Here is a 23,420-nt window from a genome sequence, read left to right as displayed (position 1 = left end):
GCAAGACGGGAGTGGGAGCATGGTAGAGACCGGGGTTCGTTACCTGGAGATCGGTGAGGCAGAAGCAGGTCAACGGCTCGACAATTTTCTGTTGCGGGTGATGAAAGGGGTGCCGCGCTCCCACATCTACAAAATTTTGCGCAGCGGCGAGGTGCGGGTGAACAAGGGGCGCGCCAAGGCGCAGTATCATCTTTTGCAGGGCGATCAGGTGCGCGTGCCGCCGCTGCGGGTAGCGGATACACCGCCCACGCCCAAGGTTCCTTCGCGCCTTGGCGACGATCTCAACACCCGCATTCTCTACGAAGACGATCGCGTTCTGGTACTCGACAAGCCCAGCGGCCTGGCGGTACATGGCGGGTCAGGGATTGCTTGGGGGGTCGTCGAAGCGTTGCGCGCGTTGCGCCCAGAGCTGCGCGAGTTGGAACTCGTGCACCGTCTCGATCGCGAAACCTCCGGCTGTTTGCTTTTGAGCAAGCGGCGTTCGGGCTTGCGGCAGTTGCATGCCAGTCTGCGCGAGGGAGAATTCCAGAAGGTTTATCTCGGACTCACCCAGGGATGCTGGACCGCCAACGAACAGCGGGTGGACTTGGCCCTGCGCAAGAATGTTCTGCGCTCCGGGGAGCGGATCGTGCGCGTCGATACCGAGGCGGGCAAGGAAGCGCGTACTCACTTTACTGTACAGCAGCGCTTTGCCGACAGCACCCTTGTCGAAGCGGTGCTCGATACCGGCCGCACCCATCAGATTCGCGTGCACTTGCAGGCTATTGGTCATTCCCTTCTCGGTGACGAGCGCTATGGCGACGAGCAAGCGAACCGGCTGGCTCGGGAGCGCGGCCTGCGCCGCCTTTTTTTGCACGCTAGCCGTCTGACCTTCCCACATCCGCGCGACCAGCGGGTAATTCGCGTAGAGGCCCCCCTGCCGCCGGAGCTGGAGGGCTATCTCCAAAATCTGGCATCGGCCTAAAGCAAGTCGCCAGCGCCCCATCGGCTTGCTTCGGAAGGATGCCCCGGTCTAGGATCGTCGTATGGATTCGACTACAACGCCACGGAGAGTACCGCGAGCTGGGCAAGGGCGCTGGGGGGCAATGGCTTTGGGGTTCCTCTCGCTATTGATCATTGCCGGCTTGCTCGCGCCATTTTCCGAGATGTTTTTGGCAATGAACTGGCAACGCCTGCATTTTGCACCGGGAGATGTACACGCTATTCGGGTCTCTTTATCGTATAGCGCCATTTCTTTGAGTATTTGTATCCTCCTCGGCACCCCGCTCGCTTGGTGGATGACCCGGCGTCAGTCGCGTTGGACGCCTGTACTCGATGGTCTCCTCCTCGTGCCTTTGCTCACCCCACCTCTGGCCCTCGGTATCCTCCTGGCCACTTTTTTTGGACCGTACGCCGCCGTGGGTACCCTGCTTTCGCGCTGGGGCTTGGTGTTGGTCAATACGGCACCCGCCTTTGTGGTCGCCCAGGTCTATGCCGCCATGCCCTATTACATACTCTCCGCCCGTGCTGCCTTTGGCGCCGTACCCAAGGAGCTCGAAGAAATCAGCCGCACCCTTGGCAAAACGCCCTGGCAAAGCTTTTGGCTGGTGACGATGCCTCTTGCCCGTCTGGGTCTGGCCGGTGCGGTTGCTCTTGCTTGGGTACGCGCCATGGGCGAATTTGGTGTCGTGCTCATCGTCGCCTACTTTCCTATGGGTATACCCGTGCAGCTCTATCAAAATCTACAGGATATCGGGCTGGACGCGGTTTACCCTTTACTTTGGGTGTTTTTTCTGGTCGCCATACCGCTGCCGCTCTGGGTGGGTCTGCGCTCGCGGCGGCAAAGCCGGGTGCTCTGAATGCTGCGTCTGCGCTGCCATCTGCAGCAGCCCATCCGCCTCGACATCGAGCTCGAGGTGGAGGGGCTGACCATCTTGCTTGGTCGTTCTGGGGCGGGAAAGAGCAGCTTCCTGCGCGCTGTACTCGGGCTTCTACCCGGGCAGGTAGAGCCTTGGGGCGATCTCCCCGTAGAGCAGCGTCCCTTGGGCTATCTTCCCCAGGGCTACGCCCTGTTTCCGCACTTGCGCGTCTGGCAAAACGTCGCCTTTCCCTTGCCAGGACCGCGGGCGCAGCGGCGGCGCGAGGCTCTGGAGCTCCTCGATCGGGTCGGTCTGCTTCGCCTTGCCGACCAGTACCCGGCGCAGCTTTCCGGCGGGCAGAAGCAGCGCGTGGCCTTGGCGCGGGCAATGGCACGTAAACCCAGGTTGCTCCTACTCGATGAGCCTACCTCTGCCCTCGATGTGCAGACCCGTGACGAGATCGTCAGTGCCCTGGTCGAGGAATCCCAGAGCTTCGAGGTACCGCTGCTGGTGGTATCCCACGACGTTGGCCTTTGCGCCCGCGCCGATCGCATGGCGATCCTCTTGGACGGCAAGCTGCAGGGTGTGGGAAAACCAGCCGCCGTCTTTCGCGAGCCGCCAAGTGTGCAGGTGGCCCAATTCCTTGGGGTAGAAAATTTCTTTGGCGGGCGTATCGAGAGTGTTGTGGGGGAGGGCGACTATTGGATTGTCGGGCCCTCTTGGCGTCTGCGCGCGCGCGGCCCGCGCGGGCTGGTTGCTGGTAACGCCGTGGAATTGGCGATTCGCTCGGAGCATGTGCGCGTTTCTGCTGAGGCGCCGGACGCTAACGAAAATGCTCTTGCCTGCACTTTTGCCGAATACCGCGAAGAAACCCTGTGGACGCGTTTTGTAACCGTCGCACCACTGCCCCTCGAAGGTCGTTTTCTCGGTATAGCTAAGACGCCATCGACTTACCGAAGTGTCATTCTGCCGCGCGAAAATCTCCTCCTCTGGCCTGCACAGTAAAAGATGTGATTATATTATTCCAGCACGATGCGATTTCATGGTCTACACTATAAATATTCGTGGTCAAACGAAGGAGTGTAATGAATGAAACCGCATGTTGTAGTCTTGGGAGGTAATTTCGCGGGCCTAGGTGCCGCCCAGAAAATTCGTCAGTTTTGTGGTGATGCGGCGCGTATCACCGTAATCGACCGCAAGGATTATCTGCTTTTTGTGCCGAATATTCCTGCCGAAGTCTTTGAAGGGCGCGACCCCAGCAAAACCTTGGCCATGGGATTGCGCAGCACGTTGGCAGAGGATGATATCGAATTCATCCAGGGAGAAGTAAAGGCGCTGGATGTAGACGCCAAGCGAGTCGACTTTGTACCCAACGAGCGTCCTGGAGCCGCGCCAGAATCGCTCACCTATGATTATGTCGTGGTTGCCGTCGGTAATCGCTTGGCCTTCGACAAAATCGAGGGTTTTGCCGAACATGGTCATACCTGTACCGACTTCTATTACGGCAACAAAATGCGCCGTTATCTGCATGAGGAATACAAAGGCGGCCCCATCGCCATCGGCTCGGCGCGCTTCCATCAAGGCGACGGCACCAAGGACATCAAGCTCTACGGCGGTCACGCCTTTCCGAGTGCGGAAGCTGCCTGTGAAGGCCCGCCAGTGGAGACCATGCTCGCTACCGCTACCTGGCTCAAGGAGCACGGTATGGGCGGTCCGGAAAAGGTTACGGTCTTTACCCCCGCTGCCTTGATTGCCGAAGATGCCGGCGAGCAAGTTGTCGGTAATCTACTCAAAATCGCTTCTGGAATGGGCTTCAACTACGTCAATAATGGCAAAGATATCACTCGCATCACGAAGGACGGGGTCGAACTCGCTAGTGGCCAAACCATCGAAGCAGAGATGAAAATCATCTTCCCGGACTGGGTGCCTCACGATTTCCTCAAAGGTCTGCCCATTTCCGATAGTGAAGGCTTCGTCATCACCGACACCACCATGCGTAACCCCAAGTATCCCAATGTCTTTGCGGCAGGGGATGCAGCGGCAATTACCGTTCCCAAACTTGGCGGCATCGGTCATGCCGAGGGCGAGATCGTGGCCAAACAAATTGCCAAGGATCTCGGGCGGATGAGCGCTGCCGAGGCAGACAAAGAGCTGGAGCCAGTGGTTTATTGCATCGGCGATATGGGAGGCAATCAGGCATTCTACATTCGTTCCAATAGCTGGTTCGGCGGCCCCGATCAGGTACTCAAGATGGGGCATGTGCCATTCTTGCTGAAGATGCAGTACAAGAATCTCTTCTTCAAAACCCGCGGTAAGATGCCGGAGTGGGGCTTGGATGCCTCTAAACTCCTTGCTGAAAAGGTTTTTGCCGCGTAGAGAGAAAAATCTCGGGGGGCGTGGCCCCCCGCCTTTTTCTTGCATGACAATAAAGGAGAGTAGTATGACCACAGAACAAACGGTTGCGCCTAATCTTAGCCCCGAACAATGGGCTGGGCTGGCGCGTTTGGGAGACCTCGTTAACGGCACAGAATCCTTTTTGGGCAGTCCCGCGAGTGCGGCGGCCATGGGTGTGGCCCTGCGGCTCGGTGACTGGAATGAGCGTTATCAGCTCGACGGCAGTATCGATGAGTTGTTGGCAACCCTGAGCGCCCTGCGGGAAGCGGGGATTCTACGCTGGGTGCGCGAGAATGCGGGCTTCTTGCGCGATAATGCAGCACTTTTGCAGAGTTTCGTGCCACAAATGTTGGCCGTACTGCAGGAAATTCCCTGGGCGGTTTTGCCCCAGGCGCTGCAACTGCTCGGCGAGCTACTGCCGCGGCTGCAAGCCGTCGCGGCCTTTGTGCAGGGTCCCGTTGGCAACGATCTGGTTGGGCAACTCAAAAAATTGGGTGATCTATGGGAAGAGACGCGGGCGGACGAGAGCATCGTCGCCGCCCTGCGCTTGCTGCGGCAGTTGCAGGAAGACGGTAACCTGGATCGCATTGCCGACCTGAGTCGACAAATTGGGCTCATGGCAGAGACCATCCCGGTCGAGTCGTTGCTCGGCCAACTCATCGAAGAACAGGAAAAGAGCCCTCTACTAAGCAGCATCGCTACCCTCTTGCACTCGAGTAAGGCCATGGCGCATGCCCTTGCCGATGCCGCCGAACATGAGGCAAAGGGTAAGGCCGGAGGAATTTCTGGCTTGTACCACATGCTGAAAGATCCCGATGTACAGCGCGGTATGCGCGTAATGGCAGCTTTACCGGTGTATCTGCAAAAGGCGGGCGTCTTGCCGGCGGAAAAATCGGCGGCGTGAGCGGCTTGCGGCTGAGGTAAATTGCCCCTGGGGCGGGGCTAGTGGTAGCATCGCGGTATTTTATGGTCTACCTACGAGGATATCTATGGCTCTTGAGCGCACCCTTTCCATCATCAAGCCGGATGCCGTGCAGAAAAATGCCATCGGCGCCATCTTGAGCCGCTTCGAAAACGCTGGCTTGCGCATCGTTGCATCGCGCATGCTGCAGCTCAGCGCCGAAGATGCGGGAGGGTTTTACGCGGTACACAAGGCCCGCCCGTTCTATGGCGAGCTCTGCGCCTTCATGAGCAGCGGTCCGGTGCTGGTGTCGGTTCTTGAAGGGGAGGGTGCCATCGCCAAAAACCGCGATCTCATGGGTGCCACCAACCCCAAAGATGCGGCGCCGGGCACCATTCGTGCGGATTTTGCCGACAGTATCGATGCCAATGCAGTGCATGGTTCCGATAGTGCCGAAAGCGCAGCTTGGGAAATTTCCTACTTTTTCTCTCAGCGGGAGCTCTGCCCGCGCCCATGAGCGCTGCCATCGACAACCCGGTCGTTGGCCGCCCCAAGCTCCTCGGACTCGATCGAATGGGTCTCGAGGGGTTGTTGATGGATTGGGGAGAGCCGCGTTTTCGTGCCGCACAAATTCTGCAGTGGCTGCATACTCGTCAGGTAACGGATTTTTCCCTGATGAGCAATATCAGCAAGTCCTTGCGGGCGCGGTTGGCCAGTGATGTCGACCTCAGCGAGCCTACCGTTTTGCGCGCCCAACAGGCGGCCGATGGCACTCGCAAGTGGCTGCTGGGTCTCGAAGATGGCAATGCCATCGAAACCGTATTCATTCCTGAGGATGACCGGGGTACTCTGTGCATTTCCTCGCAAGTCGGCTGCTCCTTGGCCTGCAGTTTCTGTGCGACCGGCGCCCAGGGGCTGAATCGTAATTTGCAGACCCACGAAATCATTGCCCAAGTGCGCATTGCTCGTCAGGAACTCGGTTTAGACGCCATCAGCAATGTGGTGTTCATGGGAATGGGCGAGCCGCTGCTCAATCTAAAGCAAGTCTTGCCGGCGATCCGTCTGCTGCTGGATGATTTCGCCTATGGTTTGAGCTCGCGGCGGGTCACGGTCAGTACCGCTGGCGTCTTGCCCGGGCTTGCCCAGCTGGGCAAGGAGAGCCCGGTGAACTTGGCGATCAGTTTGCATGCGACGCAAAATGCGATTCGCGATGAGTTGGTGCCCATCAATCGACATTACCCTTTGGCAGAGCTGCTCGACGCCTGTCGCCAGTATCCTCTGCCGCCGCGGCGCCGGATTACGTTTGAGTATGTGATGCTCGACGGCATCAACGATCAAGACCAGCATGCGCGGGAGTTGGTGCGCCTGTTGCAAGGTATTCCCGCGTTGGTGAACCTGATTCCTTTCAACCCCTTTCCGCAGACGAAGTATCGGCGCAGCAGTCCGGCCCGCATCGATGCCTTCCGGGAGATCATCTTGCGTGCCGGCTTGATGACGGTAACCCGCAAGACCAGAGGCGAAGACATCGACGCTGCTTGTGGCCAACTCGCGGGGCAGGTACGTGCTGGGCGTAGCAGTATTCCGTTGCGACTAACGAATTGAGGTATGCGGCGTACTAAACTCGTTTTCCGTCTATTCTCGGTCGCCGTGGCTACCGCTGCGCTGGGCGCCTGTGGACTCTTCTCCGGTCCGCAAAAGACCACGCCTGCGCAAGAGGCGGCCGCGGCGGCACACAATGCACCGCCCAATCCACTCGCATCTTTGCATGCCGCTCCTCCCGATCAGGTTGCAATCTACACCTCCTTGGGCACCGCCTACCTCCAAGAGGGTCATCCGCGGGCTGCAATACGCGAGTTGAAGCAGGCCCTGACGCAGCCGGGCAAGCATGGTGATGCTTACAATGTCCTCGGTTTGGCATACCAGAGCCTGGGGCAGGCTGATCTAGCCGCCGAAGCCTTTCGCAAGGCTTTGGATGAGGAACCCAAAAACCCAGAATTTCTCAATAACTACGGTGCGTTCCTCCTGAATCAAGGGAAATATGCCAACGCGGTGGCGATTTTGGAAAAGGCCACCCAAGATCCCCTCTACAGCACCCCACAGTATGCTTGGACCAACCTCGCTGCCGCCTACCGCGGGTTGCATCAGTCGCAGCAAGCCCTACTGGCGCTGCAAAAAGCGCTTTATTTCAAGCCGGGATATCCGCCGGCCCTCTTGCTTTGGGCGGAAATGGAGTATCAGGATCGAGCTTTCAGTGAGGCTTACGGTCATCTGCAAGAAATTTTGGCCCAGGAGCCCGATAATGCCGAAGCGCTACTCTTGGCCGGCCGAATTTCCTGGGAGCAGGGGCAGCCCGCGCAGGCCCGCTCCTACTGGGAACGTTGTGTCAACGCCAGTCCTTACTCGGATGCGGGCAAGGCGGCGCAAGCCGATTTATTGCGGTATGGAAATCCGAAGTGATGGATGAAACTTTTGCCACCATTTTGGAGCAATTACGAGCGGCACGCGTGGCGCGCGGCTGGGAATTACCCGAAGCCGCTCGCCAGCTGCACATCACTGCCACCCAAGTGGCAGCCATCGAGGAGGGCCGTTTTCAGGATCTACCGGGCAGGGCCTTTGCTCGCGGCTATTTGCGCAATTATGCGCGCCTGCTCGGCCTCGATGTAGAGCAAGTGCTTGCCGCCTATGATCGGCATGTCGGTGGAGCTGGCACTGCACCCGCGCAGCAAGTCCTGCCACGTAGTGAAGTTCCCCTGCTCGACTACAGCCGCAGAACCGTCATTTTTTCCATACTCCTCGCCGTCGCCCTCATCGCCCTCGGTTGGTGGCTCTGGGGCAGCAACGAGAGCTCCTCCGATACGGTGCCACCGACGAGTGCCGATGTTTCGGCCGCCAGCCGTGCCAACGCGCAAGTGGCACTTTCCACACCCGCATCGCCGGCTGCCGCGCCCCCGGACTCCGCGGTCCTGAGTTCCTCAACGGCATCGGCCGCTTCACCAGCAGCCGCTACGAGTGCTACGCGCAGCACTGGCCTAACTTTTCAGTTTTCCGGTGCCTGCTGGCTGCAAGTACGCGATAGCACAGGTCGTATCCTCGTTTCTACCTTGGCCAAGGCCGGGCAGGAGCTCTCCGTAACCCAGGGTCAGCCGCCGTATTCCATCCTGCTCGGCAAGGCCAGCGCAGTACAGATCCAGTACAACGGCAAGCCGGTTGCACTGCCCGCCAATGCCTTGAACGTGGCTCGCCTGCAAGTGGGTGTGGCTGTCCCCAGTGCCGCGACGGCCAGCGCACGGAGCAGCGTTGTGGCTGCCCTTGCCGAGGGCAGTTCTGGCACGGCACAATCCGCCCATTCCCATCTGCGCGTTGATAGCACCGGGTCTGCAGTCTTACCCGCTGCCGATGCAACCACTACCCACGAGGTCGCCCATGCAACATCAGTCACCCATTCAGCGTCGTAAAAGTCGCCAGATCCACGTTGGCAAAGTCGCCATTGGTGGTGATGCACCCATTTCGGTGCAGAGCATGACCAATACCGAGACTCGGGATGTGGCTGCCACCGTCGCGCAAATTCGTCGCCTCGAGGCGGTTGGTGCAGACATTGTGCGTGTGTCGGTGCCGAGTATGGAGGCTGCCGAGGCCTTCAAGGCCATCCGTGCCCAAGTCGAGGTTCCTTTGGTGGCCGATATTCACTTCGACCATCGTATCGCCTTACAGGTGATGCAGAATGGCGTGGATGGTTTACGCATCAATCCGGGCAACATCGGCGCCATCGACAAGGCGCGCTTAGTGGTGGAAATGGCCAAGGACAAAGGGATTCCGATCCGTATTGGGGTCAACGCCGGTAGTCTCGAAAAGGACCTGCAGGAAAAGTACGGCGAACCGACGCCGGAGGCCTTGGTAGAATCCGCTCTGCGCCATGTTGCCATTCTCGACGAGTTGAACTTTCATGACGTGAAAATCAGCGTCAAGGCCTCGGATGTGTTCTTGGCAGTGGATGCCTATCGATTGCTCGCTCAAAAAGTGGATTATCCTCTGCACCTCGGCATCACCGAGGCCGGTGGGCTGCGCTCGGGTACCGTCAAGTCGGCAATTGGCCTTGGTTTGTTGCTCAATGAGGGCATTGGCGACACCATCCGGGTTTCGCTGGCCGCCGATCCGGTCGAAGAGATTCGCGTCGGTTTCGATATTCTGAAGAGTCTGCACCTGCGCCAAAAAGGCATCAATTTGATTGCCTGCCCCTCCTGCTCGCGCCAAGAGTTCGATGTCATCAAGACCATCAACGCCCTCGAGGCGCGGCTGGAAGACATTCTGGAACCGATGGATGTGTCGGTGATCGGTTGTGTCGTGAATGGGATTGGCGAGGCCAAGGAAGCCGATATTGGTCTGACGGGCGGTGACAAGCGCAGTATTCTCTACTATCACGGTAAGCAGGTGGACCGTATCGAAAACAACGATATCGTCGATGTGCTCGAAAAGCGCATTCGCGCCGAAGTGGCGGCGCGCAGCGCCGCTCGTAAGCAGGGCTGAGGCGCAGCTTGTCCAAGTCTCCCCTCGCCGCCGTGCGCGGCATGAACGATATATTCCCAGCGGAAAGCGCGCGCTGGCAACGCCTCGAGCACGCCTTTCGCGAGGTGCTGCGCCTATACGGATGCGGTGAAATCCGGCTGCCCATCGTCGAGCATAGTGCGCTTTTTGCCCGCGCCATTGGCGATGTCACCGATATCGTGCAAAAAGAGATGTACACCTTCGCCGACCGGAATGGCGATTCTCTCACTTTGCGGCCGGAGGGTACCGCTGGTGTGGTTCGTGCCCTCATCGAGCACAGTGCCTTGCGCGGTCAGACGCCACGTCTGTATTACATCGGCCCGATGTTTCGCCACGAACGTCCGCAACGTGGACGCTATCGTCAGTTTCACCAACTGGGAGTCGAATTCTTTGGGGTTGCTGGTGCCGGCGCCGATGCCGAGATCATCGCCCTTTCGGCACGTTTGCTAGCAGCCGCCGGTGTGTCCGCGCGACTGCAGCTCAATTCCCTCGGAACACCGGCGTCGCGCGCCGAATACCGTGCGCTTTTGCTCGACTTTTTGCGCCCAAAAGCCAGTGCTTTGTGTGGTGATTGCCAGGAGCGCTTAGAGCGGAATCCCCTGCGCGTTCTCGACTGCAAGGTCGAGTCCTGCCAAGAGCTGGCCGCTTCGGCCCCGCGTTTATTGGATCATCTCGATGCCGAGTCGGCGGAGCATTTCTCCCTCTTGCAGGACCTGCTGCGGGGGTTGGGCATCGAGTATGAGATCAATCCCCGTCTGGTGCGGGGACTCGACTACTATCACCGTACGGTCTTTGAGTGGGTCGCAGAGGGTCTTGGCTCTCAGGGTACTGTTCTGGCCGGGGGTCGTTATGATGGTCTGGTGGCGCAGTTGGGCGGACCGGAAACGCCGGCCATCGGTTTTGCTACCGGTATGGAGCGCCTTTTGGCACTCACCGAGTCGGAAAATAAGGCGCCGGCTGGCGTCGAACTCTTTGTGGGTGCGCTCGATGAAACTGCGCTGGCGAGTGCAATGCAGAAGGCTGAAACGCTGCGTGCACAGGGCCTCACGGTAATAACGGGTGGACCAGCCCCATTCAAGGCGCTGCTCAAACAAGCGCAGCGATCCGCGGCCCACTACCAAGTGGTTGTGGGAGCAGACAATCTTCAGGGCGCGGAGGTTCTGCTCAAAGAGCAAGAGGGGACGGGGCTTTGGCGCGGTCCCTGGGAGCGGATAGGGGAAGGCCTGCGCTCGCTTGGCGTTGATTTGCCGCTGGCAGGCCCCCATACTACGCGCCAGTCGTTCTAGGCAAGAAATCATGACGGGTACCGAACTTACCGAATCTTTACAGCGTCACCGCAAACTTCTCGTCGCGCTCTTCGTGCTCGTTATCGTTGGGCTTTTGGGATTTTTTGCCTACGATAAATACCAGCGCCATCAGCTCGAGCGAGCGGGAGTCCTCTACAGCGAACTAGCCGAAAGCCTTGCCCAAGGCAAAAACGATATGGCGCGGGCAAGCGCAGAGACCTTGGTGCAGAGCTATCCGTCCACCGCCTATGCTTCCATGGCGCGCTTCTATTTGGCACGCCTCGATATCGACGCCAAGCAGATGGCGAAAGCAGAAGCACAGTTGCAGCGCCTCGTTGCAACGGATGATTTACCAACTGGTATGCATGGCCTTGCCCGTGCGGCGCTGGCACGTCTCTACCTACAGCAGGGCAAAAACCAGCAGGTACTGCAGTTGTTGCAAAAAATCGATCCCGCGTATACCGCTATCGATTGGGAACTGCGTGGCGACGCCCAAAATGCCTTGGGGAAAACGCAAGAGGCGCTGGATGATTATCGAAAAGCGACAGCGGCCTTGCCGGCAACGGATCCGTATCTCGCTTATCTACAAATGAAAATGGCAAACCTGGGAGCATCGGGATGAGGGAAGGGAAGGCAGGAGGCGGGCTTTCCGCGCTACGCTATGCCGGCGCACTGGGGTTACTGGTTGCCTTGGGCGGATGCGGGGTATGGAACTGGGCCTTTGGGCCCTCCGAACCGGCGCCCAAGCCCGTGCAAGCCATGCATACCGAGCAGGTGACCACCGACTTCGCAACCAACTGGCAGGCGCGACTCTATGGCGACTGGCGTCTACAGCCATACAACGCCACGGAAGTCCGTTTTGTCGATGACGGCATCTATCTTTGCGATGATGCTGGTCGGCTTTTTGCGTTGAGTGCGAGCGGACGCCAGCGTTGGCTCTACCGTCTCGATGGCACCAGCCCTCGCGGACCCACCGTTGCCAATGGGGTAGTGTACGTTGGCACCGATCGCGGCAAGCTCTATGCGATCTCGGCGCAGGATGGTAAGAAACTGTGGGAAGTGCAGCTCGATGCCATTCCGAGCAGCCCGATCACCGTTGTCGATCAACGCCTGTTCGTGCAGTTGGCCAATGGCCACCTTCTCGCTCTCGACACCAGCAACGGCCGAGTCGACTGGACTTTTTCCTTGCCGCAGCCATCGCTACTTTTGCGCCGCAGCAGCGGTATCGTCGTACACGGACAAACCCTCTATAGCGGCTTTGCCGACGGCAAATTGGTGGCCCTGAATGTTGCCAATGGTGCCGAATTGTGGCACGCGACGGTTGCCATTCCCCACGGCAACAATGAACTGGACCGAATGGTGGATGTTTCGGCCACTCCCGTCCTGGATGGCGATCGCGTAATCGCCATTGCGTATCAGGGAAATATTGCTGCGTACAACCGCCATAGTGGCGAGGAGCTCTGGTCGCAACCCCTGTCTGCCGTCATCACCCCCATTCTGCACGATGGTACCTTGTTTGTTGCCGGGAGCGACGGGCAGGTCTACGCCATCGACCCGCAGAGTGGTACGGTACGCTGGCGCAATACGCGTCTCAAGGGGCAGTCTTTCAGTGGGATGACGCTTTGCGACGGCCAACTGCTGCTGAGCAATTTTGCTGGCCAAGTCATCACCGTCGATCCGCAAACTGGGCATCGAACTGGACAAAAAATGATTTCCAGCAGCGGTATCCAGGCCGCACCGGTATGTGTTGGAAAGGGACGCTTTTTGGTTTTGAGTGGGGTGGGTACATTATACCAGCTGCAATTCCAGAAGCCCTGAGCTAAGGATGGCCACGATTCTCGCCCTGGTGGGTCGACCGAATGTTGGCAAATCGACCCTGTTCAACCGACTCACGCGTAGTCGTGAGGCCTTGGTGGCGGACCTGCCGGGCCTCACCCGTGACCGCCATTACGGCACGGCGCGTCATGAAGACCGAGACTATCTGGTCATCGATACTGGCGGTTTCGAGCCGGAAGAGCGTGAGGGCCTAGTCGCTGCAATGGCCGCGCAAACGCGCCAGGCCATCAGCGAAGCAGACATTCTCTTGTTTCTTGTCGATGCCAAGGAGGGTCTCTCCGCGCAAGATCAAGAAATCGCGCGAGAATTGCGGCGAAGCGGCAAACCAGTGTTGCTGCTCATCAATAAAATGGACGTGCGCCATGCCGTTGCCGAACTGCCGGAATTTCACCGACTTGGCCTTGGTACCCCCATTACCTTGTCCGCTGCTCATGGACATGGCATCGACACGCTCTGGTCGGCCATCGTTGCTGCGCGCCCTGCTGCCGTCGACGAGCAGGGCGATGCGGAAGATCTAGAAGCTGGCCCAGCGATTGCCGTTCTTGGTCGCCCCAATGTGGGTAAATCGACGTTGGTAAATGCCATGTTGGGCGAGAAGCGGGTGATTGTTTTTGACCAACCCGGTACCACTCGCGACAGTATCCGCATTCCCTACGAGCGACAGGGAAAACGTTATGTGATGATCGATACCGCAGGCGTGCGCCGCCGTGCCAAGGTGGGTGAAGGGCTCGAGAAACTTACCGTACTCAAGACCCTTGCAGCCTTGCGTGAGGCAGACGTAGTCCTGATGGTGATGGATGCGCAAACGGGGATCAGCGAACAGGATTCGCATTTGATTGGGGTGGCAGTCGAGCTCGGGCGGCCGATCGTACTGGTGGTCAATAAATGGGATGGTCTGGACGCGCACCAGCGCGATACCGTCAAGCAGGACTTGGAGCGGCGCCTGAGCTTTTTGCGCTACGCGCCCTTTCATACCATCTCCGCTCTGCATGGCAGCGGGGTAGGGGAGCTCTACCGAAGTATCGATAAGCTTTGGAAAAACAGTCAGCGACGTTTCTCAACGGGTGAGCTCAATCGCACCCTAGAAGACATTCTGGTCACGCATCAGCCACCCCTGGTATCCGGCCGACGCATCAAACTGCGCTACTGTCATCAGGGGGGAATCCAGCCGGTCACCTTGGTTTTTCACGGTAATCAAGTCGAACGGTTGCCGAGCTCTTACAAACGCTATCTCGAGACGGCATTTCGCAATGCCCTCAAGCTCGATGGGGTGCCGATCCGGCTGCTTTTCCGGCAAGGGGAGAATCCCTATGCCCCGGGCGGAGGTCGCGCATGAGCGCCCGATCGCTGCCCTGGTGGTTACTGAGTTGGATCTTGTACGGCGTATTGGTCGCGTCGGATCATCATTTCCGCTTCGGTGTCCCCAATTGGCCTTGGACACCAGCCGTCGCCTATGGCATTTGGGCAGTTCTGGCTTTGGGCGCTATTGCCCGCACTTGGCCGCGACTCGGCCCCTATGCTTGGCGTCCACTGGTGATTGTTTTGGGTGCGGCGCTTGCAGGTCTCGACATCTTCAGCAGTAGCGGAATGGCAGCGACGCATATCGATGGATGGATGCGGGCATTGATTGGCATTGCCCTGGTTTCCATCATCGCCCGTTTTGTGCCGGGTCGCTGGGCGCGATGGTGGTTTGGACAGGAGGTGTCACCTGGAACTTATCCTCGTTCGTCACGCTGATGCAGAAGAACACAGTAGCGATGGGAGCGATGGCGGGCGTCGCCTCAGCGCGCTTGGCGAAGAGCAGGCAGCGCAAACTGCGCGTGCCCTAAAAAAGTTACTCGCCCCCGAAGGATTGGTGATCTGGTACAGTCCAAAGGAACGCACGGGGCAAACGGCCCTGGCCTTACAGGTACAATTGCAGGCGGTGGAGTGTATCGCCATGGATGCGCTTGCGACTGGCCACTTGACCCAGGTGCAATTCGCTTGGCAGGAAAGCGCAGCCGAGCGTGTCTGCCTCGTCGGGCACCAGCCATTCTTGGGCGACTGGGTGGCAGATCTCAGCGGCGTTCGCCTACCCATCGCCAAGGCGAGCGTGACCCTTCTCCATGCCGAGCATCCGACCAGCCCACATTTTCGCTTTCTCGGGCACTTGCAGGGATCGCTTCTTGCCCGCCTCGCGGCGACCTGATCCGCATTACACTTTCGTGTTATCCTCCGGGTTGGGTGTTTCTCTTGGAAACACTCGCCTCGTCTGACCGATTCACCCCGTAAAAGGAGATGATCTATGTCTGAAATGGAAGCCCCAGATCTCGTTATTATTCTCATCACTGGCCCAGAAAACCCCAAGCGTCTTCCCTCTGCCTTCTTTTTGGCGGCGACGGCGGCGGCTAACGAGCAGAGGGTGGTAATGTACTTTACCGGTCCGGCGACGGAGCTGCTGGCAAAAGGGAAGGCAGAGTCGATCTTCCCCATGCCCGGCGGTAAGAGTGTGGCCGACTTCATGAAACTGGCCGAAGACAATGGCGTGCAGATCATCGGCTGCCTGCAGTCCTTGGAGCTCAATGGCATGACCAAAGAAGATTTGGCCAAGCAAATGCCGTTGATGAATCCGAGTTCCGCTCTGCCCACCCTGGGTGCCGCAGGTCGCGTACTCACCTGGTAATACTGGCGTGCCCGCTAGCGCGGGCACCCTTTGCTGCATCCACCCTGCAAGCTCCTGCGTAATCGTAAAAAATTACCGACTTTTGAGGTGAGCTGGGTGTCCCTTTTGCAAGAACAGGCTGCATCTCCAGTAGACTACCCGCGTGGCGCACGCATTCTGCACCTCGGGCTGGTTTTGCTTTTTAGTTTTGAACTCCTCAACTCGATCCTTGCTCTTTGGTTGCAGCAGTTTTTTCTATTTCAATGGCATACCCTTGCCGGCATTGCATTGGCCGCTTGGCTTACCCTTTCCTGGTTGGTCTATGGGAGCACCCGCTGGGGGCGAAGCCTGCTGAAGATCTGGTACTGGCCGGGTAACGCTCGCTTCATACTGGCGGATATCCGCCGAGTTTTGCAGGGAAGGCTCCCTGGTCACGGCCCGCAACCCGGTCTCTCTTCTTGGTGGCAGGGCATGTTTCTGCTCCTTGCCAGTTGGGTGACTTATACCGGTTTGGGGGCCTGGATGGTCATGCAAGGCTACTTTGCGGTTCCCGGCCTCACCCATCTAGGACTGGTTTCCATGCGTCTGGGCACCCCCATCTTGCTCTATTTTTGGCTCGGTCACGTGGGCATGGCCTTTTACCATGCTCTGCGGCGCCAACCCCTGTGGTCGATATTCGCTCTTCATTGAAGGAGACAGCCATGTTGAGACGAGAATTTTTTCGACGTAGCACGCAGTTGCTGGGGGCATCGGCTGGTGCCCTGTTGTTGCCGGCTTGGGCACGCGCAGGCGGCATCCCGATTTTTCCTGAATATTACACTTACACGGGTTCCTATCCGCAGATCGATCCGCAAAGCTACCGCCTGCGCTGTGACGGGTTGATTGCTCGTGAACAAGTTTTCACCCTCGCCGACCTCTATCGGCGTAGTACCTTCCCCGAAGTGCACACTTTCCATTGTGTGACGGGCTGGACCGTGGCCGATGTGCACTGGCAGGGTATCGCTCTCGCCAGCTTTCTGTCGGAGTTGCAGGTACAGAGCGGCGCCCGCTATGTAGTCTTTCATAGCGCCGATGGCGTCTACGTCGACAGTCTGAGCCTGGAGCAGGCGCGGGCACCCGGGGTGATGCTCGCCACCCATATTGCCGGCCAGCCCTTGCTGCGCAAGGGTGGCTATCCGTTGCGTTTGCTGGTACCGCAGATGTATGGTTACAAAAGCGTAAAATGGGTAAACCGCATCGAGTTGCGTGCCAGTCGACCCGAGGGAACCTGGGAGAAGGACGGCTACCCGAGCAACGCCTACATCAAGAAGGGTTTTAGCTGGACTGATCTGCTCTAAGCGAAGGCGCAGGCCGCCGTTGTCATAAAAGTGTCACAAAAGGTTCATGATACTGTCATAAAAACAAAGTAGACTTGCTTCGGCTGAATCCTGCTGGCAAATTGGTCCTAGAGCTCCGCAGGGCGCCGAAACATGTTCGCACGAGATTTGGCACGTAGATGTTACATATCGCGGAAGGAGATTTTCATGACCTTGAATAGACGAAAATTTGTTAAGAACGCCGTTGTCGCCGCCATGAGTGCTGGATTGTTCGCTGCTATCGCTCCTGCCGCGATGGCTGGGGTGACCATTACGGGCGCCGGTAGCACTTGGGTATATCCCTTGATCGCGAAGTGGTCGGTTGCATACGAAAAGGAAACAGGCAACAAGGTGAACTATCAAGCAATCGGCTCTGGTGGCGGCATTGCGCAAATCAAGGCTGGGACTGTCCAGTTTGGTGCCAGCGATATGCCTCTCGAGCCTGCTGAACTGGAGAAGGACGGTTTGATCCAGTTCCCCACAGCCATTGCCGGAGAAGATCTCGTTTATAATCTACCTGGCGTTAAAGCTGGGCAATTGATTCTCAATGGCGAAGTCGTTGCCGACATCTATCTTGGCAAGATCAAGAAGTGGAATGATCCGGCCATCGTTAAGCTCAACCCCGGATTGAAGTTGCCTGATATGAACATCACGGTTGTTCATCGCTCCGATGGCTCCGGCACTACCTTCACTTTCGCTAACTATCTCTCCAAGATCAGTACTGAGTGGAAGCAGAAGGTTGGGGCGAATACTTCCGTTGCTTGGCCGACGGGCGTTGGTGGCAAGGGAAATGCCGGCGTATCGGCTTACGTGCAACGCATCCCTGGTTCCATTGGTTATGTAGAATATGCTTATATTCTGGAAAATCATCTACCTTATGCTCGTATGTACAATAGGGATGGCAAACTGGTCAGTCCCAGTTTGAAGGGCTTCCAAGATGCCGCTGCGCATGTAAACTTCGTAAAGGCAGACAACTTTTACGTCATCTTGACCAATCAGCCTGGCCCAGACACTTGGCCGATATCCGGTTGTACTTGGGAGATATTGCGCAAGAATGCGCCAAAAGAAAGCAATGTAGAGGTCACTAAGTTCTTCGATTGGGGCTTTGAGCACGGTCAAGATTTGGCAAGGTCCATCGCTTTCGGGCCTCTTCCGCCAAGCACGGTGAGCGCGATTAAAGCTTATTGGAAGAAAAACCTCGGCATTTGAGGGTTATTAAGTGGATAGTCCCGAAGCTATGGTGAATAACACCACGTCAGTTGTTGGCGCTTCGGAACAATATTCAGTGGGGAGAAAACAGCGCTCCCCGCTGGATTTTTTGTTTCGGGTTTTGACCGGAGGTTCAGCGCTGCTCGTCGGTCTGATCCTTCTCGCAATCATGGCATCTCTTACGATAGAAGGTTGGGAGGCGTTGCGAACATTTGGCTGGAGATTTTTTATCTCACAGCAATGGAACCCGGTTACCAATCAATATGGTGCCCTGATTTTTATCGTGGGAACTTTGGTAAGTTCACTTATCGCAATGATCGTTGCTATACCCGTTAGTTTTGGTATTGCGTTATTCATCACTGAACTTGCGCCAAGTCGAATCAAGTCACCAATTTCTTCGACTATTGAATTACTCGCGGCCATACCGAGTATAATTTTTGGCATGTGGGGACTTCTGGTTTTTGCTCCAAAGTTTGCTATGGTTGAGCCGTGGATCACGGACACCTTTGGAGACGTGCCGGGGCTTGGTGTTTTATTCCGTGGGCCGCCCATGGGCATAGGTATGCTCGCTGCGGGGATTGTTCTTGGTATCATGGTGATTCCCTTTATTTCGGCCATTATGTGTGACGTTTTTTCTGTAGTACCAAACATTCTTCGGGAGTCTGCGTACGGTCTGGGTGCTACGACTTGGGAGGTAGTATGGAATGTCGTATTACCGTACACGCGGGCCGCAGTTTTCGGGGGTATTTTTTTAGGACTGGGTCGTGCTCTTGGCGAAACAATGGCAGTCACCTTTGTCATAGGCAACACCGATATGCTAAGTAGAAGTTTGCTCATGCCTGGAGCATCGATTGCTTCTGTCATCGCCAACGAATTCACCGAGGCTACTACCAGCCTCTATCGATCCGCCCTTTTGGCCTTGGGGTTGATCCTGTTTATCATCACTATTATCGTTCTTAGTGTTGCGCGGATCATGCTGGCACGAATTGAACGAAAAAGTGGGGGCAAATAAATGGTTAGCAGATACCATCGCCGGCTGTTCCTCAACCGATTTAACTTGCTGATGTCAGTAGTGATGACTGTTTTTGGTCTATTTTGGGTGTTCTGGATTCTTTGGACAACTCTTCGTTTTGGTATTCCTGCGATGAATCTTGATTTGTTCACGCAAGATACACCCGCGCCAGGTGCTAGCGGCGGCGGATTACGCAATGCTTTTGTCGGCAGTGGTATCCTGATCGCTATTGCGCTGGTCATTGGGGTGCCGTTGGGCATTCTGTCCGGGACATGGCTCGGAGAGTTTGGTCAGAAAAGTAAACTCGGCGCAGTTATTCGCTTTCTGAATGATTTACTGATGAGTGCGCCATCGATTGTTGTTGGACTCTTTGCCTACGCCATCATCGTCGGTCCTATGGGAGATTTTTCAGCGTTCTCTGGCGGTGTGGCATTGGCTTTCATCTTACTTCCGGTTGTGGTGCGAACCACGGACGAGATGCTGCGTTTGGTTCCTGGTTCACTGCGCGAGGCTGCTATCGCCCTAGGTTCACCGTATTGGCGAGTCGTGACTCTAGTCACGTGGAAAGCCGCGCGTGCAGGAATCCTGACCGGCGTCATTTTGGGCACGGCGAGAATCAGTGGTGAGACTGCCCCTCTTCTATTCACCGCTCTCAATAACCAGTTTTATAGCGACAGTTTATGGCATCCAATAGCGAACCTACCGGTAGTAATTTTCCAGTTTGCGATGAGTCCCTATGAAAATTGGCAGCAAATGGCCTGGGCAGGGTCTTTCATTGCCGTGATTTTTGTATTGACGCTGAGTGTTTCTGCTCGTTTACTGGTTGGAAGAGTAAGTAATCGGTAGTCTGTTAATTCAGATGGCAAAGCCCGCCTCGCGCAGCATTGTCGAGAGCCGAATGAGGGGAAGGCCGATGATGGCGTTCGGGTCTTCCCCAGCCATCCTCTCGATCAAAGTGATACCCAGGCCCTCGGCGCGTAAGCTGCCGGCGCAATCAAAGGGTTGTTCTTTTTCGATATAGCGTGCGACTTCCTCACTCGTCAGCGGGCGCAGATCCACCCGATACGGAATGAGCTCTACCCTTGCCTGACCCGATGGTGAAAGAAGGCAAAGCCCGTTGAGTAGCTCCACACTCCGTCCTTGCATGGACTCGAGCTGGGCGCGGGCGGTATCCGCATTGCCCGACTTTCCGAGTATCTGCTCGCCACAGCGCACGACTTGATCCGCGCCAATGATCCAGGCATCTGGGTACTCCTCGGCTATCCGCCGCGCTTTTTCTTCGGCAAGGCGTTGCACCAGTGCCTCTGGCGCCTCGCCTTCGCGGCGGCATTCATCGATGGACGGAGCCCGGAATTCGAAGGGAAGGCGTAGCCGTGCCAATAGTTCACGCCGATATGGGCTGGAGGAGGCGAGTACCAAATGCGGCTGCGTCATCCGGTGTTTCTCTGACCAGCAGCAATGGCGTTGATGGTGCGCAGTAACGGGTCCAACCAGGTTTCGCGAAACTCTGCTGGGGTTTCCTCATTCCGATACCGGCGCAAGAGCGCCAATTGAATGTGATTGAGGGGCTCCATGTAGACGTTGCGTCGCTGGAGTGAAAAGGCAAGGCCTGGATTTTCTGTCAACAATTCTTTTTGGTTTTGGACAAGCAGCATTTCGGCAAGACTGAGCTCAAATTCCTTGCGGATCTTGGCAAAGATTTTTTGCGCACGATGCTGATCACTGGGTAGCGTAGCGTATTCTGCTGCCAGGGTCATATCGGCCTTGGCCATCGCCATGGTGATGTTGCCAAGCAGGGCGCGAAAAAAAGGCCAGTGCTGATACATTTCTCGCAACACTGCCAAGCGCTGCGGATCATCCCCCCGCCACTGGCGTACAGCCGAGCCCAATCCGTACCAAGCAGGTAGCACGTGGCGCGATTGCGCCCAAGCGAAAACCCAGGGAATGGCGCGAATGGAGCTCATGGAGCGATTGTCGCGCTGCCGGTGTGCGGGGCGAGAGCCAATGTTCAGCTGAGCGATTTCCTCGAGAGGAGTGGCCTCGTAGAAATAGCTCAGGAAACCTTCCGTGTGCTCGATGAGGTCGCGATAGGTGGCCTCGCCGATTTTGGTTAGGGCGCCCATTACCTCGAGGAAGGCGGGCCGATCGTGGGGAATCGCTTTCACCAATCCAATACTTGCCCGGATCAGACCGGTAACACCCACGGTTAGCTCGTAGACGGCGGTTTCCAGGTTGGCATATTTGAAGGAAAGTACCTCGCCCTGCTCGGTAATCTTGATTTGGCCGCGAACCGTGTTTGCGGGTTGTGCCAAGATTGCTTCGTGGGTTGGACCGCCACCGCGACCAACACTGCCGCCACGGCCATGAAAAATGCGGATTTGGATCCGCCGCCGGTCGGCAAGGGCGGTGAGTTGCAGCTGCGCCTGATACAAGGACCAATTGGAGGAAAGAATGCCGCCATCTTTACAAGAGTCGGAATAACCCAGCATGACTTCCTGAACATTTCCCTGACTCTTCAGAATTTCAGCATAAACGGGGTCGTCTAGTAGACGTCCCATGACGGCCTCCATGCGCTCGAGGTCATGGATGGTCTCGAAAAGTGGGGTTACGGCAATTTCGCTGTACAGCCCCTGCCGCGACCATCCCGCCAGCCCAAACTCCTTCGCCAATACCAGCACCTCGAGTACATGGCTGGCTTCGTGGGTCATCGAGATGACATAGTTGCCGAAGGCGCGCTCGCCAATCTCGCGGCGGAGTTGGGCAATGCAGCGGAACATCGCACAGGTTTCATTGGCCAGCGCCGAGAGCGGTTCGGGAAATTGCTCGATGAGTTTTCCTGGCTGGCGCAGGGCAGCCGAGAGGATGGCGAGTTTTTGCTCCTCCTCCATCGCCTCATATCCCTGAAACTCGGGCAATTCGGCAAAGATTTCTGCCAGGGTGCGGGTATGGACGCTGGATTCCTGCCGGATGTCGAGGGAGGCCAAGTGAAATCCGAAGGTTTCCACTAGCCACACCAAATCCTGGACCGAGTGATTGGCGATGTAATCGTCGCCATGAGCGCGCAGGGAATCGCGGATGAGCAGGATGTCCGCCAGGAAGTCCTGATCGCTGGCATATGCTGGGCCATCGACCGCGCCAGCTCCACCGCCGTTTTGCCCGTTTTCCAACTGCCGCAGACGCAGATCAAGGCGGGTCATCATGTACCGTAATTTGCGGCGATAGGGTTCACTGGGGAAGCGTTGATCTACCCACTCTGCAAGTTCTGGGAAGTCTCCCGCATCCTTTTCCAGGGAAGCGAGGAGAATGGGGGATATGGCACAGAAGCGGGAGGAATGGCCGAGCAAAGGGTAGAGTTCGGACAGGCGACGTTGATATTCGCGCAGCACCTCGACACTCTGGGTACGCAGGGTCCAACTGGTAATGGCCGCGGTCACATTGGGGTTACCGTCGCGATCACCGCCGATCCAGGAGCCAAAGCGAATAAAGGCGCCAATGTCGACCTGACTCTCTCCAAAGACGCGCCGTGCCGCCCGCCGTGCCGCGTGATAGGTCATGGGCACCGCCTGAAAAAGGCTATCGCGAAAGTAGAATAGGCCATTCTCGACCTCGTCCTGCACCTGCGGGCGATTGGTGCGCACCTCTTCCGTCTCCCAGAGAATCTGAATCTGTGCGCGCAATTGGCGGAGCACATCTTCTGCCTCTTCTTCGGTCAGGGAGGGATCATCGAGGGCCTTGCTGGTCAAAAAGATCCTGCGCAGGGCATGCAACACCGTGCGTCGTTTCGATTCCGTAGGATGGGCAGTAAAAACCGGGAGATAGCGTACCTGATCGAGAAGATACTGTAGCTGCCCGGCACTGACCCCGGCTCGTTGGAGGTGCGTGAAAGTATCTTCAAAAGAACCAATCCAGAAGCCTTGATCTCGTTGCAAAAGCCGCCGACGCTGCACATGCTGGAACTCTTCCTCGGCGATGTTGACCAAGCTGAAATAGGTGTTGAAGGCGCGAATGACCAAGACGAGATCGTCTTGGGGTAGGGCATCGATGAAGCGAGCCAGTCGCTGACGAAGTTTTGGATCCTCGCGTCGGTGCAGGCGAATGTAGCCCTGCCGCAACTGTTCGACGGCATTGAACACCCGTTCGCCAGCACGTTCACGAAGGATGTCGCCGAGGATGTTTCCTAGGCGTTTGACGCGGGCGCGGAGGGCGCGATCGCTCTTGGGTTTGTCAGCGTCCACGGGCTTACCCCTGTGTGGTGGCTATAGTCATAACAGGCAAAACTTATCGATATTCGGGCGAGAGGTCAAAAAGCTGTATGCGTCCACCACCTTTGGCACTGTGGTAGATGTTGGAGGAGGAAGGATAGCGGTGGTTTCTGTCCGAGTCGATGGTGTGGCCGTTCGGCGTTG

Annotated in this window: 24 protein-coding genes; 22 read left to right on the top strand and 2 right to left on the bottom strand. The window is 57.2% G+C overall.

Going from position 1 to position 23,420, the window contains the following annotated elements; all coding sequences use genetic code 11:
* The first annotated feature begins 19 nt into the window (after window positions 1-19).
* From RTI30_RS03585 to pstA, 22 genes are all read left to right on the top strand, one after another.
* Complete coding sequence (locus RTI30_RS03585) at window positions 20-964, top strand: RluA family pseudouridine synthase (RefSeq protein WP_312262273.1); 945 nt, start codon at window positions 20-22, stop codon at window positions 962-964.
* Window positions 965-1,025: 61 nt separating this feature from the next.
* Entirely contained in the window at window positions 1,026-1,838 is an 813-nt protein-coding gene (locus tag RTI30_RS03580) for an ABC transporter permease subunit (RefSeq protein WP_312262274.1), read from the top strand.
* Window positions 1,839-2,843 (top strand): ABC transporter ATP-binding protein, encoded by a 1,005-nt coding sequence (locus RTI30_RS03575; protein WP_312262275.1) that lies wholly within the window; start codon window positions 1,839-1,841, stop codon window positions 2,841-2,843. It abuts the gene before it with no gap.
* Between the two features lie 84 nt (window positions 2,844-2,927).
* Window positions 2,928-4,214, top strand: a complete 1,287-nt coding sequence (locus tag RTI30_RS03570; RefSeq protein ID WP_312262276.1) for an FAD-dependent oxidoreductase — start codon at window positions 2,928-2,930, stop codon at window positions 4,212-4,214.
* Between the two features lie 64 nt (window positions 4,215-4,278).
* Complete coding sequence (locus tag RTI30_RS03565) at window positions 4,279-5,136, top strand: DUF1641 domain-containing protein (RefSeq protein WP_312262277.1); 858 nt, start codon at window positions 4,279-4,281, stop codon at window positions 5,134-5,136.
* Window positions 5,137-5,221: 85 nt separating this feature from the next.
* Entirely contained in the window at window positions 5,222-5,650 is a 429-nt protein-coding gene (ndk, locus tag RTI30_RS03560) for a nucleoside-diphosphate kinase (RefSeq protein ID WP_312262278.1), read from the top strand.
* Window positions 5,647-6,735, top strand: coding sequence for a 23S rRNA (adenine(2503)-C(2))-methyltransferase RlmN (rlmN, locus tag RTI30_RS03555; RefSeq protein ID WP_312262279.1), 1,089 nt, complete (start codon window positions 5,647-5,649; stop codon window positions 6,733-6,735). Before ndk ends, rlmN begins: the two co-directional genes overlap by 4 nt.
* Before the next feature lie 3 nt (window positions 6,736-6,738).
* On the top strand, window positions 6,739-7,590 hold the full coding sequence (pilW, locus tag RTI30_RS03550; protein WP_312262280.1) for a type IV pilus biogenesis/stability protein PilW: 852 nt from the start codon (window positions 6,739-6,741) through the stop codon (window positions 7,588-7,590).
* The gene (locus RTI30_RS03545) at window positions 7,590-8,588 is read left to right on the top strand and encodes a RodZ domain-containing protein (protein WP_312262282.1); all 999 of its coding nucleotides are present in this window, start codon (window positions 7,590-7,592) and stop codon (window positions 8,586-8,588) included. The genes pilW and RTI30_RS03545 overlap by 1 nt, the downstream gene beginning before the upstream one ends.
* Window positions 8,557-9,657 (top strand): flavodoxin-dependent (E)-4-hydroxy-3-methylbut-2-enyl-diphosphate synthase, encoded by a 1,101-nt coding sequence (ispG, locus tag RTI30_RS03540; RefSeq protein ID WP_312262283.1) that lies wholly within the window; start codon window positions 8,557-8,559, stop codon window positions 9,655-9,657. Before RTI30_RS03545 ends, ispG begins: the two co-directional genes overlap by 32 nt.
* Window positions 9,658-9,665: 8 nt before the next feature.
* Entirely contained in the window at window positions 9,666-10,961 is a 1,296-nt protein-coding gene (gene hisS, locus RTI30_RS03535; RefSeq protein ID WP_312262285.1) for a histidine--tRNA ligase, read from the top strand.
* A gap of 10 nt (window positions 10,962-10,971) precedes the next feature.
* On the top strand, window positions 10,972-11,583 hold the full coding sequence (locus RTI30_RS03530; protein WP_312262287.1) for a tetratricopeptide repeat protein: 612 nt from the start codon (window positions 10,972-10,974) through the stop codon (window positions 11,581-11,583).
* Window positions 11,580-12,779 (top strand): outer membrane protein assembly factor BamB, encoded by a 1,200-nt coding sequence (bamB, locus tag RTI30_RS03525; protein ID WP_312262289.1) that lies wholly within the window; start codon window positions 11,580-11,582, stop codon window positions 12,777-12,779. Before RTI30_RS03530 ends, bamB begins: the two co-directional genes overlap by 4 nt.
* 7 nt (window positions 12,780-12,786) lie before the next feature.
* The gene (gene der, locus RTI30_RS03520; RefSeq protein ID WP_312262291.1) at window positions 12,787-14,133 is read left to right on the top strand and encodes a ribosome biogenesis GTPase Der; all 1,347 of its coding nucleotides are present in this window, start codon (window positions 12,787-12,789) and stop codon (window positions 14,131-14,133) included.
* Complete coding sequence (locus RTI30_RS03515) at window positions 14,130-14,534, top strand: hypothetical protein (RefSeq protein WP_312262293.1); 405 nt, start codon at window positions 14,130-14,132, stop codon at window positions 14,532-14,534. The genes der and RTI30_RS03515 overlap by 4 nt, the downstream gene beginning before the upstream one ends.
* Window positions 14,488-14,985, top strand: a complete 498-nt coding sequence (locus RTI30_RS03510; protein ID WP_312262295.1) for a histidine phosphatase family protein — start codon at window positions 14,488-14,490, stop codon at window positions 14,983-14,985. The genes RTI30_RS03515 and RTI30_RS03510 overlap by 47 nt, the downstream gene beginning before the upstream one ends.
* A gap of 96 nt (window positions 14,986-15,081) precedes the next feature.
* Complete coding sequence (locus RTI30_RS03505) at window positions 15,082-15,459, top strand: DsrE family protein (RefSeq protein WP_312262296.1); 378 nt, start codon at window positions 15,082-15,084, stop codon at window positions 15,457-15,459.
* Window positions 15,460-15,555: 96 nt separating this feature from the next.
* The gene (locus RTI30_RS03500; protein WP_312262298.1) at window positions 15,556-16,128 is read left to right on the top strand and encodes a cytochrome b/b6 domain-containing protein; all 573 of its coding nucleotides are present in this window, start codon (window positions 15,556-15,558) and stop codon (window positions 16,126-16,128) included.
* An 11-nt stretch (window positions 16,129-16,139) separates the two neighbouring features.
* Window positions 16,140-16,775: a molybdopterin-dependent oxidoreductase gene (locus RTI30_RS03495; protein WP_312262300.1), complete on the top strand. Its 636-nt coding sequence runs from the start codon at window positions 16,140-16,142 to the stop codon at window positions 16,773-16,775.
* Between the two features lie 186 nt (window positions 16,776-16,961).
* Window positions 16,962-18,002, top strand: a complete 1,041-nt coding sequence (pstS, locus tag RTI30_RS03490; RefSeq protein WP_312262302.1) for a phosphate ABC transporter substrate-binding protein PstS — start codon at window positions 16,962-16,964, stop codon at window positions 18,000-18,002.
* Window positions 18,003-18,012: 10 nt separating this feature from the next.
* Window positions 18,013-19,014, top strand: a complete 1,002-nt coding sequence (gene pstC / locus RTI30_RS03485) for a phosphate ABC transporter permease subunit PstC (protein ID WP_312262304.1) — start codon at window positions 18,013-18,015, stop codon at window positions 19,012-19,014.
* Window positions 19,015-19,860 carry a phosphate ABC transporter permease PstA gene (gene pstA / locus RTI30_RS03480; RefSeq protein ID WP_312262306.1) on the top strand — a complete coding sequence of 282 codons (846 nt, stop codon included), beginning with the start codon at window positions 19,015-19,017 and terminating at the stop codon, window positions 19,858-19,860.
* Window positions 19,861-19,869: 9 nt separating this feature from the next.
* Here the strand turns inward: pstA and RTI30_RS03475 are convergent, their stop codons facing one another.
* Window positions 19,870-20,448 carry a Maf family protein gene (locus RTI30_RS03475; RefSeq protein WP_312262308.1) on the bottom strand — a complete coding sequence of 193 codons (579 nt, stop codon included), beginning with the start codon at window positions 20,446-20,448 and terminating at the stop codon, window positions 19,870-19,872.
* Window positions 20,445-23,249 (bottom strand): phosphoenolpyruvate carboxylase, encoded by a 2,805-nt coding sequence (gene ppc / locus RTI30_RS03470; RefSeq protein WP_312262310.1) that lies wholly within the window; start codon window positions 23,247-23,249, stop codon window positions 20,445-20,447. Before ppc ends, RTI30_RS03475 begins: the two co-directional genes overlap by 4 nt.
* Between the last annotated feature and the right edge of the window lie 171 nt (window positions 23,250-23,420).

Source organism: Candidatus Igneacidithiobacillus taiwanensis (assembly GCF_031962545.1).
Classification (GTDB): Bacteria; Pseudomonadota; Gammaproteobacteria; order Acidithiobacillales; family Acidithiobacillaceae; genus Igneacidithiobacillus; species Igneacidithiobacillus taiwanensis.
The sequence above is the reverse complement of the archived record's forward strand: the minus strand, read 5'-3'. Positions and strand labels throughout refer to the sequence as shown.